Below are 16,121 nucleotides of genomic sequence, written 5' to 3' on the forward strand. Positions count from 1 at the left end.
GTCGATAGACAGCGGGTTGCAGTCCGGATAACATCGGCTGTTTCCACCACCGATAGATAAGCGATGCGCAAACCTCCCCTGTGCGACGACGAGATCGTGCGACTGCTGATAGCCAGCAATATGGAACACGTTAGCAAGGAAAGGCGCACGACCCGATGGCCGGAAGGCATGATCAAGGTGCGCATTCTCGCGCCAAGCTCTCCCACCGGGATGCGATATAGTCCGCTGGTCGACGATGCGATCAGCACCACCAATCGTACGCTGGGCTTTTGTTTGCTTGGCCGGGTTGATCGCGGCGCTGGCGATATCCGGGTCGCATTTGATACAGCTTCCGAGCCGTCGAAGGGAAAAACGTATCAGGAGTACGCCGCCAACGTGTCCGATCGTGCCGGTTCAGGGGAATTGATCATCTGCGATAGCAGTGGCGTGATGAGTGCGCCCGTATGGATCAACATCGGTCACGCCGAGCATGAGACAGGTCCATGCAACTGCAAAGTGAACGTAGAAACAGTCATCCACGAATTTGGCCATGCGCTGGGACTGGAGCGCCATTTCGATGGATTTGGTGAGGGACCGGCCATATCGCCCGCGTTCTGGGCCGTGTTGGCCAAGCTGTACACGCATCGTCCAGAATGCCCTTTCGATGACTTGGCCGCATGCCACATCGACGGCAGCGCCAACCACCAAGGAAAATCACATGAAGTGGTACCTGTACGCGGTGTTGGCGGGACTGGTCTACCTGGCCTCGAAATTCGCGCGCCTGTTGCCGCATGCGTATGAATCGGTCGCCGTCATCGGCGCGCTGATATTGTCCTTTGGCGTGGCGCCGCTGTTGCTGCGGCGCGCACGGCAAGCGTCAGATCGCGCTTCTGCCTTGGCCGCAACGCCGGCGCAGGCCGTGCTGCACCGCACCGGCGAAAAATTTTCCCTGTATCTCAGATCATTTGACCTCGATGCCGTCAGGCCAAGCGACGGCGCCCTGAATCGCCACCTTCTCGGCGCGTTGAGCATGCCGTCCGAAACGGAGGAAGTGTCGCTGGTGGCGAAATTAAGCGTCCTGGCGCCCGTTGTCGCGGTAGGCAGACCGGGCAGCGATGGGGCAAGTCAGCTTGGCGCTTACAGATACTACGTGCCGGACAGCGAGCATTGGCAGGACAGGGTGCGCGCCTTGATTATGAAGGCGCATCTCATCATCGTCCGCGTGGGTGAGATGACCCCGGGCCTGGTCTGGGAGCTTGAAAACATCAGGGACCAGAGGCAATTTTCCAGGACGGCACTGATACTGTGCGGCTGCGATGATCGCGACGCAGCCTACGCCAAACTGCTGCCTTTTTTACCAGCCGGCATGCGCGCGCGCATGCCGGCGTGCGTGGAAGATGTTCGGGCTGTCTACATAGATTCCCTTGGAAAAACTCATTTGCTGCGCAAGAAAATCGCCGTGAGCGCCACCATTGAACACTGGGTAACTGATGCCTTGCTGGAAATAATGTCATCGGACGGGGGCCCGGGCGATCCGCCTGCGGCACCGGCTGCCAGTTATTCCATCGCCGGCGTGCGCTGCTGGCAGGGTGAAACAATTGGATGGACGCCTAAAGGCTCCTTTGCCGGCAAAATTGCCATTTCATCAGACGGTTTCCATTTTCTTTCATCGGGCTCGTCGTTGATAAAAGAACTCAACGCGCAAAGGTCGTCCATTGCATCGGCGAACGCGACAGAAAGTCTGGACATGGATGCGCTGGCCAATTCCGGCAGCCTCACGATTGCCCATGCTGATCTGCTTGGGATGGAGGTCGTGGGTTCGCTCCTGCAAACACCACACATAAAAATAGTATTCATGGACTCGTCAGGCGAAATCAGCCATTGTTCGCTTGCACTCGATGGGAACGCCCGCAACACGTTGGAAAATTTGAACCTGATCGTCAAGAACGCTATCTGCATGGGGCAATTCGCCGAAGAGCAGACATCGCTGTTGCCTGAATAACAGTAATTTGTTGCAATACGGCATTTTTTGATCTGCATCAATCCAGATCTTGATACCGATCAGTAAGCTTGAGCCACATTGTTGAAATGACGAAGTGGTGAAACTTTTCCCCCGGCAGTTGGGTCACGTGCAACCGACTGCGCGCGCACACGTCACCGTCGAGGGCGTAAAGGCCGACGCACCGCTTGTTCCTCAATGTTGACGGTCCCTCACAGGGCAGGGCCTGCCTGGCCCTGTCCCGCCCGAAAAATTCCCACCGAACTGATTGCATCAAGGAGTATCGCCATGCGCAACAATGGACCCGTTACCGGTCAGGAGATCGAGGTCGCGCCAGAGCAGGCGATCGTTTCCAAGACGGACCTGCGAGGAATCATCACTTACACCAATCCCTATTTCGTTGCCATCAGCGGTTATAGCGCGGAGGAACTGATTGGTGCGCCGCAAAATATTTTGCGCCACCCCGACATGCCGCCTGCAGCCTTTGCGGACCTGTGGGCCTCGCTCGAGGCGGGTTTGCCGTGGACCGGCCTGGTGAAGAACCGTTGCAAAAACGGCGACCACTACTGGGTGCGGGCGAACGTCACGCCGGTCAGCGAAGGTGGCCGGCCCACCGGCTACCTGTCGGTACGGGTACGGCCCGAACGCGCCGAAGTCGAGGCGGCCGAGCGGGCTTACCGCAGTATCTCCGACGGCAATCCGCAGCGTTTAAGAGTGCACCATGGCGCGGTGGAGCGCAGCGGCGCGGCCGGGCTGTGGGCGCGCCTGCGCAATGTTTCCCTGCGCACGCGCATCTGGCTCGCCACCAGCGTCGTCAATGTGCTGCAAGGCGGCGCGTGCGTGGTCATGCTGGCAGGCCAGACCGGGCCGTTGAACCTGATGAGCTATGCCGTGGTTGGCGCCACCTTTGCCGGTTTGATCATCAACGTGCTCTTGTGGAATATGTTGCGACTTGACGTACTGCGGCCCCTGGTCCGTTCGCTGGCCGGCGCCCGCGCGATCGCGGCGGGCGACCTGTCGTGTTCATTCGACACACGTTCTACGGATGAAATGGGACAGCTGCAGCGCGCCTTGCAGCAAATGAACAGCAATCTGATCGCCACCATCCGCGACGTGCGCACCAACGTGGCGACCATGGGGGTGGCCACGCGCAGCATCGCCGCCGACAACGTCGAGCTGTCCGGACGCACCGAAGCGCAGGCGGCCAGCCTGGAGGAGACTGCGTCAAGCGTCGAACAGTTCGCCGCCACCGTCAAGCAAAACGCGGACAGTTCGGCCCAGGCCAACGTGCTCGCCGTGGCCGCATCCAGCGTGGCGGTGCAGGGCGGGGCGATTGTCGCCGATGTGATTCACACCATGGACGCGATCAATACCTCGTCCAGGAAGATTGTCGATATCATCGGCTTGATCGAAAGCATCGCGTTCCAGACCAACATTTTGGCCTTGAATGCGGCGGTGGAAGCGGCCCGCGCCGGCGAGCAGGGGCGCGGCTTTGCCGTGGTTGCGGCCGAGGTACGCAGCCTGGCCCAGCGCAGCGCCACCGCTGCCAAGGATATCAAGAACCTGATCGATGTGTCGGTCGGTAAAGTGGACATCGGCATGGTGCAAGTCAAGCGGGCCGGCACCACCATGGAGCAGGTGGTGGCGTCCGTCCAGCAGGTCACGGCCATCATGCAGGACATTGCCACTGCCTCGCATGAGCAAAGCATCGGCGTGGACCAGGTCAATGCCGCTATCGCGCACATGGACCAGGTGACCCAGCAGAACGCGGCAATGGTCGAACAAGGCGCGGCAGCAACGGCCAGCCTGGCGCTTGAAGCGGTGGGACTGGAGGACGCCGTGAGCCTGTTCAAATTCGGGCCGGTGGCGGCTGTCGCGCGCACCCGGATGGCGGGCAGAGCAAGCCAGCCCCGTCGCACGCCAGTGCCGCTGCGGATCGCCGGCTAAATCCAAGGTGAGCTAAGATAGCCTTGGCCTTGGCCTTGGCCTTGGCCATGACCTTGGCAAAGTCCGTGCCGCCTGTGCCGCGCTTGTCATTTTTTTCTGGCCAGAAACAAAACCAGCGGTTTCGACAACGCGGCAGCAATCGGCTCCCGCGCAACATCGCCAGGAGAACGCATGGATCCCACATCGAGCCGGGAACACGATCACCATCTGGCGCCGCAAGCGGGGAGCACGCACAATCTGCGTGACCCGGTATGCGGCATGACGGTTTCCGTCAATCCGGACAAGCACGTCCTGCACCAGGGGCGCGACTACTATTTTTGCAGCACGGGGTGCCGCGACAAGTTTCGCGTCAACCCCGCTACCTACCTCGATCCCGAGGGCGCCGTGACTGCTGAACCGGTCGCGCCGGGCGCCATCTTTACCTGCCCGATGCATCCGGAAATCCGCCAGCCGGCGCCCGGCAGTTGCCCGATCTGCGGCATGGGACTGGAACCGTTGATGCCGTCGCTCGACGAAGAGGAAAACCCGGAGTTGCGCGATTTTCGCCAGCGTTTCTGGTGGACCTTGCCCCTGTCCGTGGCCGTCTTTGCGCTGGCGATGTTTGGTCACATGCTGTTTCCAGCCGGTCTGCCGCATCAAAACTGGCTTGAGCTGGGGCTCAGTACGCCCGTCGTCCTGTGGGCCGGCTGGCCGTTTTTCGCGCGCTTTGCGCAATCGATACGGCATCGCAGCCTCAACATGTGGACCTTGATCGGTTCCGGCGTGGGGGCGGCGTACGGCTATAGCATCGTCGCCACCTTGGCCCCGGACCTGTTCCCGCCGAGTTTTGCCACGCACGCGGGGCGCGTCGGCGTCTATTACGAGGCAGCGGCGGTGATTGTTTCACTGACGCTGCTGGGACAGATTCTGGAACTGCGCGCCCGCTCGCAAACCTCGGCCGCCATCAAGTCGCTGCTGGGATTGGCGCCCAAGACCGCGCGCAAAATCCGGCCGGACGGCACCGAAGAAGACGTGCCGCTGACCCATATCCACATTGGCGACGCGCTGCGCGTGCGGCCCGGCGAGAAAGTGCCGGTGGACGGCACCGTGGCCGAGGGCGAGAGCGCGGTGGACGAATCAATGCTCACCGGGGAACCGATGCCGGTGACAAAGCGCGCCGGGGACAAGGTCATCGGCGCGACACTCAATACCAGCGGCAGTCTCATCGTCCATGCGGACAAGGTGGGCGCCCAGACCATGCTGTCCCAGATCGTGCAGATGGTCTCGCAGGCGCAGCGCTCGCGTGCGCCGATGCAGCGGCTGGCTGACGTAGTGGCGGGCTATTTTGTGACGGTGGTGCTGGCCATCGCCGTCCTCACCCTGCTTGCCTGGGGCGTTTTTGGTCCCGCGCCGAGCTGGGTGTACGGCTTCGTCAATGCCGTGGCGGTCCTGATCATTGCCTGTCCGTGCGCGCTGGGTTTGGCAACGCCCATGTCCATCATGGCGGCAACCGGCAGGGCGGCAACGCAGGGAATATTGTTTCGCGATGCCGCCGCGATCGAGCTCTTGCGCAAGGTCGATACGCTCATTGTCGACAAGACTGGCACGCTCACTGAAGGGCGGCCCGTATTTGAGCGCGTCGTCGCCATGCCGCTCTTTACGGACGACCATGTGCTGCGCATGGCGGCAAGCATCGATCAGGGCAGCGAACACCCGCTGGCGCGGGCCATCGTCGACCAGGCGCTCAAGCGCAAGCTCGTGCTTGACAAGCCCACCAGTTTCGAGTCGTCCAGTGGCATTGGCGTACGGGGCGTGCTTGGGGGCCAACAAATTACACTGGGCAATACCGCCCTGATGGACGAAGAAAAAGTCGAATGGAAAGCACTGTCGGCACAGGCGGAAGAAATGCGCGAAGAGGGCGCCAGCGTCATGTATCTGGCGGCCGATCGCCAACTGGTGGGCATCATCGCGGTCTCCGATCCGATCAAGGGGAGCAGCCTGGCCGCCTTGAACGCGCTGCGGGAAGCGGGCATGTCGGTGATTATGGCGACCGGGGATGGCGCAACGACGGCGCAAGCTGTCGCCCGGCGCCTTGGTATTGCCGAGGTGTATGGCGAAGTCAAGCCGCGCGACAAGCTCGCGCTGGTTGAACGCTTGCAAGGCGAGGGGAAAGTGGTGGCCATGGCTGGTGACGGCATCAATGACGCACCGGCCCTGGCGAAAGCCGATGTCGGCATTGCCATGGGAACCGGTACCGATGTGGCGATCAACAGCGCCCACCTGACGCTGGTAAAAGGGGACTTGCTGGCGATCGCGCGCGCCCGTTCCCTGTCGATCGAGACGGTGCGCAACATGCGCCAAAACCTCGGCTTTGCCTTTATTTACAATGCACTGGGTATTCCGCTTGCTGCCGGACTTCTTTATCCTTTCACGGGGCAATTGCTATCGCCGGTGATTGCCGCGCTGGCAATGAGCCTCAGTTCTGTTTCCGTCATCACCAACGCGCTGCGCTTGCGCCGGTCGGCCAAATGATGGTCGCAGGCATGACACGAGAGGCGGGCCCGGCGGCCAGCACGGACAGGCGTTCGGATGCTGTCCTGCTATAATCCGCCGATAACTTATACTTTCCTTTTTTGTGCGCCGACTCATTTGCCTACTGTTGCTCATCTGCCTGCCTTTGCAAAGCTTCGCTTCGCAAGTGGCCGGCGTGCGATCGTCAACAGTGGCCACGCTGGCCCATGACGCGGCGCGTATGGCACAGTTGCATCATCATGACGGCGACGGCGCGATCCACTACGACGATTCGGACGAGTCGGTCGCGCATGCGGGCGAACACTCGGCGCCTGTGCAGTTGTTCTTGATAAACCGCTTGCACAGCGTATTGAGCGTGTCCCTGTTCTCGTTGGCCGATTATCCTGAACCGGCCTCCTACATACCCTATCCTTTTCTGGACGATCCCCAACGTCCTCCGGCATTCGCCCCCGGTCTCGCTACCGGGGGATAAACGCACCAGCTCGGTTCAGACGGCGTAGCGTTGCTACGCCCGTGCGCTTACCCCTTGTGAATGTTTCTGTCACCAGTGGAGTAATCATGCACGTCAACCAACTGCGCGCGCTATTGTGCTGCGCAATTCTTGTATTTCCCTTGGGCGTTAGCGCCGCACCCGAGGCGTCCGCCACTTTGCATGCGCTCGTTGAGCAGGCCTGGCTACGCTCGCCTTCCTTGCGCGGCGCAATTGCCCGCCAAGAGGAAGTCGATGCCGCGCGCGCCTTGTCAGGTTCATGGGTCGCCGGGCAGCCGATTCTGGAGCTGTCGCAGCGCACGGGCCGCTCGGGCGGCCAGGACGGCGCCCGTGAATCGGAAGTGACAATGTCCGCCTCCTTCTGGACGCCCGCACAGCGCAGCGCCCGCCAGGGCCTGGCCCAGCACTCGGCAGCTGAACTGCAGAGCGAGCTGGTCAAGGTGCGTCTGGACATTGCCGGTGAGGTCAGAGCACGCCTGTGGGACGCGGCAGCGGCGCAAGCGCTGCGGGAAGAAAAAGAAGGGCAGCTCCACAATATCGAAAAGCTCGCCGACGAGGTCAAGCGCCGCGTGGCCGCGGGCGACCTGGCGCGGCTTGACGCATTGCTGGCAGAACAGGAAGTGCAAGGCGCCCGCGTCGCTGTGGAACAGGCCGGCGCCGATACCAGCGCCAGCCTGGCCAAGCTGCGCATCTTGACCGGCCCCGCCGGCGCGCTGCCACTCGAGCCTGAGCCGCTTGCGTCGGCCAGCGCTACCGGCGACCCGCGCGTGCTGGCTGCGCGGGCAACCCAAAGCCTGGCACAAGCGACCCTTCGTCTGGCCCAGGCCAGTCGCCGCGCGCCGCCCACGCTCGCGCTGTCGCTGCGCGAGGAACGCGATCCGCTGCTGGCGGCGCCAGATCGCTCCGTGGGCCTGCGCCTCCAGCTTCCCCTCGGTAGCGCAGGTCGCAATCGACCGGTCGAGGCGCAGGCACAGACGCAACTAGCTGTGGCCGGCGCGGCAGCCCTGCAGAGCGAGCAGCTCGCTCTGGCCGAGTTGGACCTGGCCCGGACCCGCATCGAGCACGCGCGTACGGCGCTCGCTGCTGCCGGCGCCAGAGTAAGCGCGACGCGTGAGCACGAGCAGCTCATTGAAAAAGCTTTCCGGCTCGGTGAACGGGGCCTGGCCGACATGCTGCGTTCGCATGCGCTGGCCCATGAAGCCAGGCTGGCACGCCGCCAACAAGAAATTGCACTGGGCAGGGCGCACGCTGAATTTAACCAGGCATCAGGAGTATTGCCATGAAACTTTTTGCATCCATGATTGTTGTGCTATCGCTGATGTCGGGCGCTTTCGCCTCGCCCGGGGCCCACGGCCCGAACGGCGAGCATCTGGACGGCCAGGCCAATACCGGCCCTGCCGGCAGCGTGCCGCGCGTCGAAACCTTTACTGAAATGTTCGAGCTCGCAGGCCAACTGTCGGGCGGCGAGCTGTCCGTCATGATCGACCGCTACGAGACCAACGAACCGGTGTTGAACGGGACGCTGGAAGTGCAATACAAGGACCTGAAAGCACTCGCGAAATTTCATGCCGACATGGGCGACTATGCAATCGACGATGAGAAGCTGCTCAAGGAATTATCCAAGCCGGGCAAGCACGCGCTGCTGTTCACGTTTGTAGCGGGCGAAGAGAGCGACCTGCTTGAAGGGACTCTTGAAGTGCCATCCAGCGTAACATCCAGCGCGACGTCCAGCGCAATGCACGAACATCAGCACACTTCTTACTGGACCTGGGCAGCGCTTGCGGCGCTGGCCGCTGGCGCAGTGTTCGCCCTGGTTTTCTTCTTGCGCCGCCGCGCCCGGAAAGTCACATCATGAAAAAATATACGCTCAGTTTCATCGGGGCGCTGGCGATGCTGTGCGCCGCGCTGCCTGCCCAGGCCTCACCCGGGGCGCACGGCCCCAACGGCGAACATCTCGACGCCCAGCTTGTTTCATCAGGCTCCGGCCTGGCCCGGCTGCCCGACGGCAGCGTCAACGTTCCCAAGCTGGCACAGCGGCGCATGACCATTCGTACGCTGATGGTGCAAGAGAGCGATGTGCCGCAGACCGTGGAACTGAACGGACGCACCAGCATCGATCCGAATGCGGGCGGCAGAGTGCAAGCGCCTTTCGCCGGGCGCATTGAAGGCGGCGCGGCGGGCATTCCAACGGCCGGTACTGCGGTACGCAAGGGCCAGGTGCTGCTCGTGCTGCGGCCCGTGGCGCCAGCTTTTGAACGGGGCAACCAGCAGGCGCAGTTGGCCGAGGCGCGCGCGCAGCGCACCTTGCTCGAACAGCGCGTCAAACGCCTGGTGGCGCTGGAGGGAGTCGTCCCTGCCAAGGATATCGACGCCGCAAGGGCAGAACTTGCCGGCACCATGGGCCGGGAGCGCGCTGTTGCCAACGCCGTCAACGGGCGCGAGGAAATCGTCGCATCGGCCAGCGGCGTCATCGCCAGCGCAAACGTCCTCAATGGGCAAATCGTCGAGGCGCGCGATGTGCTGTTCGAGATTGTCGACCCAGAGCGCATGATGGTCGAGGCCCAGGTGACGGATCCGCAGATCGCCGGCAGTATCGTGGGCGCCCACCTGGCCGGCTTGCCGGGCGTTGAACTGACGCTCGCCGGGCTCAGTCGCACCTTGCGCGACGGCGCTTTGCCGATCAGCTTTCGCGCCAAGGGCAAGGCGCTGCCGCTGGCGGTAGGCCAGAGCGTCACCGTCATTGCACGCTTGCGCGCGAGCGTGCGCGGGGTCGCTTTGCCCGCAGCGGCGCTGGCGCGCAACCCTGCCAACCAAACCATCGTCTGGATCAAGTCCGGCGCGCAGCGATTCATCGCTCTGCCGGTCGAAGCGAGCGCGATCAATGCCACCACCGTGGTCGTGACCAAGGGCCTGAGCGGTGAAAACCGGGTTGTGGTCTTGGGCGCTTCCCTGATTAACCAGATCCGGTAGCGCCATGTTCAATTCCATAGTGCGATTTAGTCTTCACAACCGGATCTTTGTCCTGGTGGGGGCATTCTTGCTGATGCTGTTCGGGGCAATGACGGCAACCCGTACCCCGGTTGACGTGTTCCCCGACCTGAACAAGCCGGTTGTCACCGTGCTGACCGAAGCGGGCGGCATGGCCCCCGAGGAAGTCGAACAGATCGTTACCTTTCCAGTGGAAACGGCCTTGAACGGCATGCCAGGCGTGACCCGGGTGCGCTCGGTCTCCGGCGTGGGGCTGTCGATTGTGTATGCGGAGTTCGAGTGGGGCACCGACGTGTACCGCAACCGCCAACTGGTGGCCGAGCGCATCGCGCTGGTCAAGGAGCAGCTGCCGGCGACGATATCACCGTCCATGGGGCCGGTGTCGTCGATCATGGGCGAAATCATGCTGATCGCGCTGCCGATCGACGTCAAGGCAACCGACCCGATGAAAGCGCGCGAGTATGCCGACTTCGTCCTGCGACCGCGGCTGCTGTCGATTCCCGGCATCTCGCAGGTCATCCCCATCGGCGGCGAAGTGCGCCAGCTGCGGGTCGAACCCGATCCGGCGCGCATGGCCCAGCACGACGTGACGCTCGAGCAGCTCACGCAAGCGCTGCGCTCGTTCGCGGCGAACACGTCCGGCGGATTTATTGACCTCAACAGCCGCGAGTACCTGATCCGCAACCTGGCGCGCACCAACCGCCTGGAAGATCTGCAAGGTTTGCCGCTGGCCTACCGCAATGGCACGCCGCTGCTGCTGTCCCAGGTTGCCAATGTGCGCTTCGCGCCGGCTTTCAAGCGCGGCGATGCAGGCTTGAACGGACTACCGGCGGTGATTGTAAGCGTGCAAAAGCAGCCCGCCGGCGACACCGTGCGCCTGACGCGCGATATTGAAACGGCGCTCTCTGAACTAAAGCAGGGACTGCCTGCAGGCATTGCACAACCCGTCGTGCTGTTCAGGCAGGCCACCTTTATCGACAATTCCATCGGCAACGTCGTCGAAGCCTTGCGCGACGGCGCGATCCTGGTGGCGATCATCCTGTTCGCGTTTTTGCTCAGTGCCAGGACCACCCTGATCTCGCTGGTCGCCATTCCGCTTTCGCTGGCCGTTACCGCGCTGGCCTTCAAACTGTTGGATCAGTCGATCAATGTCATGACGCTCGGCGGGCTGGCGATTGCCATTGGGGAGCTGGTTGACGACGCCGTGGTCGACGTCGAAAACATCGTGCGCCGGCTAAAGCAGCGCGCGCCGGACGTGCCGGTGCTGGAAGTGATCTGGCGCGCCTCGGTGGAGGTGCGCTCGGGGATCGTCTACGCGACCGTGATCGTAGTGCTGGTATTTGTGCCCTTGTTTGCGCTGCCCGGTATCGAGGGCCGGTTGTTCGCGCCGCTGGGCATCGCCTACATCGCCTCGATCCTGGCCTCGATGCTGGTGTCGATGACGGTCACCCCGGTGCTGGCCTATTACCTGCTGCCGGGGATGAAGCGGCTAAAGCACGACGACAGCCCGATCGTGCGCCGCATCAAGCAGTGGGACACTGGCGTACTTGCCTGGTCCTTCCCGCGCATGAACGCCATCCTGGCCGTTGCGCTGGTCGCCGTGCTGCTGGCCCTGGCGTCGGTACCGTTTTTCCCGCGCGTCTTTCTGCCCGCCTTTAACGAAGGCTCGCTCGTCATGGGCATGACGTTTACGCCCGGTACATCGCTCGGTGAGGCGAACCGGATGGGCGCGCTGGCGGAAACCCTGATCGGCCAGGTGCCGGAGGTGAGCAAGGTAGGGCGGCGCACCGGCCGCGCGGAGCTCGACGAGCATGCCGAGGGCGTGCACTCGTCCGAAATCGATGTCGACCTCAAGGCATCGGCGCGCAGCCGCGAACAGATCATGGCGCAGATCCGCAATCAGATGGCATCGATCCCGGCCTCGGTTGCGATCGGCCAGCCGATCTCGCACCGCCTCGACCATCTTCTGTCGGGTGTGCGCGCCCAGATCGCGCTCAAGATCTACGGCGACGATATCGACACCTTGCGCGGCCTGGCCGAAGACTTGCGTGTTCGCCTCGGCGCGGTCGCGGGCCTGGTGGACCTGTCGGTGGAGCGGCAAGTGCTGATCCCGCAGATCAAGGTTCGGATCGACTACCGCAAGGCCGCGCAACACGGGCTGGCCGGCGGCCAGGTCGTCGCGGCCTTGCAAGCGCTCAGCGAGGGCACGACGGTGACCCAGGTCATCGACGGCGCGCGCCGCTTTGAACTGGTGGTCCGTCTTGCCGACAGCAGCCGCAGTCCGCAGGATCTGGCGCGCGTCATGATCGACAGTCCGTCCGGGCGCGTTGCGCTTTCATCGATTGCCACAGTCGAGGAAGGGGACGGACCCAACCAGATTGGTCGCGAAAATGGCCGCCGCCGCATCGTCGTCTACGCCAACACCGATGGTTCGAGCATGTCGCGCATCATTGGCGACGTGCGCCGCGAGGTCGCTGCCAGGGCGCTCCCGGGCGGGTACTTTATCAGTATCGAAGGACAGTTCCAGGCTCAGGAGCAGTCGCAGCGCTTGATCATGGTCCTGTCCTTGAGTTCACTGCTGCTGATCTTTTTGGTGCTGTATTCACGCTACCGCTCTTCGACCCTGGCGCTTGTCATCATGGGCAACATTCCGTTTGCGCTGGTGGGCAGCGTCATCGCCATGTGGATCGCCGGCGTTTCACTGTCGGTGGCCTCCATGGTCGGATTCATTACCTTGGCTGGCATCGCCACGCGCAATGGCATTTTGAAGGTCAGCCACTACATCAATCTGTGCAAATTCGAGGGCGAGCAGTTTGGCTGGCCCATGATCGTGCGCGGCTCGATTGAGCGATTGACGCCGGTGATCATGACAGCGCTTGTGGCAGCGTTTGCGCTGGCGCCACTGCTGATGGCCGCCGACGCACCAGGCAAGGAAATACTCCATCCCGTTGCGGTCGTCATCTTCGGTGGCTTGATCAGCTCGACGATTCTTGATTCCTTGTTGACGCCCTTGCTGTTCTACCGGGTTGGACGTGCCCCACTGGAGCGCCTGGTCGCGCTGGACGAAAAAGATAGCTTTTAACTAGTTCTACGGGTGAAGTTGCGGCGCCCGCCCATCAGGCCGCCACATTTTTTGGAGATTGAAATGAAAAAACTTATCGCGCTCAGCGCCATTGCCATCAGCGTCAGCATGGCAATCTCGGGCCAGGCCCTTGCGCATGGCGCCAAGCCAAAACATGGTGGCGTCATCAACAGCGCCCGCGACCTCACCTTTGAACTGGTGGGCAAGGACGGCAAGGCTGTTATTTACGTCGACGATCATGGCGCGAACCTTGCAACTGCCGGCGCCACCGGGACCCTCACTGTGCTGTCCGGTGGAAAAAAGAGCGAGACTGTACTGCAACCAAGCGGCGCCAATACCTTGACGTCAAAGACGCCAATCCAGCTTGCGGGCGGCGCCAAGGCTGTCGCTTCAATCACCCTGGCTGGCAAGGAAGCGGTCAGCGTGCGTTTTTCGCATAAGTAAGCGAGAAGAACGTCGATCACACACTATCCGTGCGTTTCGCAATCGCCCGCCTGCGTCTTAATTGATACAGGCTTTTAAGTTTTGATGTAGGTCAACGAAGTTTCACATGCAACAGGAGTCCATCGCTGCTGAACAAATCGTCCGCGTCTTGCCAAATATAATGAAAACCAAAAAGAAAGTGCGCTCGGCAAATGTCGATGCGCGCAAGACAATTTGCCATACGGTTGCATTGCTGGTCCTGGTCGCCCCTGCCGCGCCGGTCTTTGCGCGGCAGTGGCGGGTGTCGTCAACATTGTCACCAAGCGCCCACGCGTCAACGCGGGCCAGTTCCAAGCCAGCCTTGGGACCCAGGGCAGCTGGAATGTTGCTATGAGTCGCGACATCGTGTTGACGGACAAGGTACGCATGAACCTGACGGCCGACCTGTTCCACACCGACGGCTACCAGACGACACCGGCTGCCTACCTGCACCGTTTCCCGGAAAAGCAGCCGACGCGGGCTGATCATCGCAACCTGTCGATGATGGTGCACGCGCAGCCCGATGCGACCTTGGGCGGCTATGTGCGCCTTGGCTGGCACGAGCAGAATCAGCAGATTGGCTACCAGTACAGAGAAAATCGGCAGAAGGGCCCGGACATCGCCATGCATATAGAAAAAGCTGCCGAACCGGGCCACTACTAGGGCGGAACCAGCTGCCTGAGCAGCACCAGCGCCGCCCTGACACCTGACAAGGCCAGCGGCCCGGTCGTGCAGTTCTATTCGCAGCAGGGCCGCCTGCGCTACCGCGAGAGCGGCAGCTCGCTGATCTACTCAAGCCACCCCGGCCAGACGTTTTACGCGCTCACGACCGGTTTCGACTTCCGGCGTCTGTCGACCAAGGACACCGAACAGTTTTTCAACACGCCACAGTCGCCCTCGGCGCCGCAAGGGCGGTTCGACAGCGGCACGCAAGGGCAGGGCGTGCAGACCTTTTATGGACTGTACGGGCAAGTGAAGGCGGCGCCCGTCAAAGCGCTCGACATCACGCTCAGCGGCCGCGTCGACCGCTACGCGATCGATGGACGCGCCAACACGCGCACGCTGGCCAATGGCGTCGTCAGCGGCGGTGCGCTTCCCGATTCCGGCAAGACGGCGTTCAACCCCAGCATCGCCGCGCGCTACGAACTGAGCGAGCCGCTGTCGCTGCGCGCCGCAGCCTACAGAGCCTTCCGGGCGCCCGGTTTCAACAACCTGACGCGCACCTTCGGTACGGGGACGAGCACCACCATCGCCAATCCCGACCTGGCGCCGGAAACGCTGCTCGGCGTCGAGGCCGGCGCCGATTACCGCGCCAATGGGCTGACGCTGGGGCTCACCTACTTTCGCTACAACATCACCGATATGATTGCCACCTTTACCGCGCGTGCCGGCAATGCACCGGGGCAGGTTCAGCTGATCTGCGGCGGCGCCACACTGCCAACCTGCGGCGGCGCCGCGCGCTACTACACCAATGACCAGGATGGCGTTGCCCATGGCCTCGAATCGAGCGCGACCTGGCGCTACTCGAAGCAACTGAGCATCGATCTGCATGCCATGCCTACCGCCACCTACCTGACCCGGCGCAGTGCGGTCGTCACCGATCCGCTCAATGTACAGCTGGCCGGCGTTCCCGAAGACGTCGCCACGCTTGCCGTGACGTGGGCGCCCAACGACAAGTGGCGTGTGCGGGTGCAGGACCGATATATTGGTCCGATGTTCCTCGATACCACCAGCACCCCCGGTCTGCGCTTCAAACAAGGCGGCAACAGCGTGTGGGACGTGAGTACGGATTTTTCGCGTGAGCCCGCGCGTGGCGCTGTTTGCGCGCGCAACCAACATTTTCGACCGCAGTTACGGCGAGGGTGCATATCCGATCAACCAGCCGTACAATCAGACCCTGTCACCGCCGCGTGCGCTGACAGCTGGCATACGCGCAGATTTTTAGGCAGAGATCATGGATAACAAGCGACGACAGCTGATCGGGTGCTCGGCAGCTCTGGCAGCGACAGTAAGCGTGCCCGGATGGGCGCGGGACAGTATTCACGACAGTATCGGTGACAAAGCGCATGCCAATGACGCGCCACACGGCGCGGGCAGCGCGCAAAAGGCAGCCCGGCCCCAACTTGGGACATCGGCAGCCATCGATGGCAATGGGCGGCTATGGGTTGCACAGACCGAGGCCGTGGAGCAAGCCGGCGGCGGCCCGGCATTGGCGAACATCTTGCTGGCCTGGTCTGCCGACGGGGGCAAAAGCTGGACCAAAGTTGGCCCCGTGCTGGCGGCGCCGGAACGGGTGGAGGCCAACGGCGAGGGTCGGCCCAAGCTGGCCTTTGGGCCGCGCGGCCAGATGTACCTCACATATACGCAACCCCTGGACCAGCCGCATACCGGCCATATCCGCTTCGCGCGTTCCACCGATGGCGGTGTTTCCTTCTCGGCCCCCGTGACCGTTCAGCGCGACCTGGCTGCCACCGGCCACCGTTTCGACGGCATCGTTACCGACCGGCGCGGCCGCATCTTTGTCGCCTGGTGTTACGTCCTTTAAAATCCTAGGCTCGCCGGGGCGCTAAATCCCGGGCTCTTCGAGGGCGTTCAGTAAGCTTTCACCCATGGCAGCGTGGGACGTCATGCAAAAAAGATAGGCCAGTACTCCTCTGATATCG

13 protein-coding genes are annotated in these 16,121 nt (G+C 62.5%); all 13 read left to right on the forward strand.

Features of this window, described 5'->3' with window-relative positions:
- The first annotated feature begins 63 nt into the window (after nucleotides 1–63).
- The 13 genes from ACP7D4_RS22865 (at nucleotide 64) to ACP7D4_RS22925 (ending at nucleotide 16,003) form a co-directional block, all read left to right on the forward strand.
- A complete protein-coding gene (locus ACP7D4_RS22865; RefSeq protein ID WP_426211493.1) occupies nucleotides 64–780 on the forward strand; it encodes a hypothetical protein in 717 nt (238 codons plus the stop codon).
- Complete coding sequence (locus ACP7D4_RS22870) at nucleotides 698–1,981, forward strand: hypothetical protein (RefSeq protein ID WP_426211495.1); 1,284 nt, start codon at nucleotides 698–700, stop codon at nucleotides 1,979–1,981. The genes ACP7D4_RS22865 and ACP7D4_RS22870 overlap by 83 nt, the downstream gene beginning before the upstream one ends.
- A 285-nt stretch (nucleotides 1,982–2,266) precedes the next feature.
- Nucleotides 2,267–3,925 (forward strand): methyl-accepting chemotaxis protein, encoded by a 1,659-nt coding sequence (locus ACP7D4_RS22875; protein WP_426106659.1) that lies wholly within the window; start codon nucleotides 2,267–2,269, stop codon nucleotides 3,923–3,925.
- 171 nt (nucleotides 3,926–4,096) lie between these two features.
- Complete coding sequence (locus ACP7D4_RS22880; RefSeq protein WP_426211497.1) at nucleotides 4,097–6,436, forward strand: heavy metal translocating P-type ATPase; 2,340 nt, start codon at nucleotides 4,097–4,099, stop codon at nucleotides 6,434–6,436.
- Nucleotides 6,437–6,611: 175 nt separating this feature from the next.
- Nucleotides 6,612–6,908: a hypothetical protein gene (locus ACP7D4_RS22885; protein WP_426106661.1), complete on the forward strand. Its 297-nt coding sequence runs from the start codon at nucleotides 6,612–6,614 to the stop codon at nucleotides 6,906–6,908.
- 86 nt (nucleotides 6,909–6,994) lie between these two features.
- Nucleotides 6,995–8,209 carry a TolC family protein gene (locus ACP7D4_RS22890; protein ID WP_426211498.1) on the forward strand — a complete coding sequence of 405 codons (1,215 nt, stop codon included), beginning with the start codon at nucleotides 6,995–6,997 and terminating at the stop codon, nucleotides 8,207–8,209.
- Nucleotides 8,206–8,781: a hypothetical protein gene (locus ACP7D4_RS22895; protein ID WP_426211499.1), complete on the forward strand. Its 576-nt coding sequence runs from the start codon at nucleotides 8,206–8,208 to the stop codon at nucleotides 8,779–8,781. Before ACP7D4_RS22890 ends, ACP7D4_RS22895 begins: the two co-directional genes overlap by 4 nt.
- On the forward strand, nucleotides 8,778–9,896 hold the full coding sequence (locus ACP7D4_RS22900) for an efflux RND transporter periplasmic adaptor subunit (RefSeq protein WP_426211501.1): 1,119 nt from the start codon (nucleotides 8,778–8,780) through the stop codon (nucleotides 9,894–9,896). Before ACP7D4_RS22895 ends, ACP7D4_RS22900 begins: the two co-directional genes overlap by 4 nt.
- Before the next feature lie 4 nt (nucleotides 9,897–9,900).
- Entirely contained in the window at nucleotides 9,901–12,996 is a 3,096-nt protein-coding gene (locus ACP7D4_RS22905; RefSeq protein WP_426211503.1) for an efflux RND transporter permease subunit, read from the forward strand.
- A 63-nt stretch (nucleotides 12,997–13,059) separates the two neighbouring features.
- Nucleotides 13,060–13,440 (forward strand): hypothetical protein, encoded by a 381-nt coding sequence (locus tag ACP7D4_RS22910; protein ID WP_426211504.1) that lies wholly within the window; start codon nucleotides 13,060–13,062, stop codon nucleotides 13,438–13,440.
- A gap of 369 nt (nucleotides 13,441–13,809) precedes the next feature.
- The gene (locus ACP7D4_RS22915) at nucleotides 13,810–14,121 is read left to right on the forward strand and encodes a hypothetical protein (protein ID WP_426106668.1); all 312 of its coding nucleotides are present in this window, start codon (nucleotides 13,810–13,812) and stop codon (nucleotides 14,119–14,121) included.
- 66 nt (nucleotides 14,122–14,187) lie between these two features.
- Entirely contained in the window at nucleotides 14,188–15,420 is a 1,233-nt protein-coding gene (locus ACP7D4_RS22920) for a TonB-dependent receptor domain-containing protein (RefSeq protein WP_426211505.1), read from the forward strand.
- The gene (locus ACP7D4_RS22925) at nucleotides 15,413–16,003 is read left to right on the forward strand and encodes a sialidase family protein (RefSeq protein WP_426211506.1); all 591 of its coding nucleotides are present in this window, start codon (nucleotides 15,413–15,415) and stop codon (nucleotides 16,001–16,003) included. Before ACP7D4_RS22920 ends, ACP7D4_RS22925 begins: the two co-directional genes overlap by 8 nt.
- The last annotated feature ends 118 nt before the right edge of the window (nucleotides 16,004–16,121 follow it).

It is taken from the genome of Massilia sp. TWP1-3-3, from assembly GCF_049897805.1.
Lineage (GTDB): Bacteria > Pseudomonadota > Gammaproteobacteria > Burkholderiales > Burkholderiaceae_D > Telluria_A.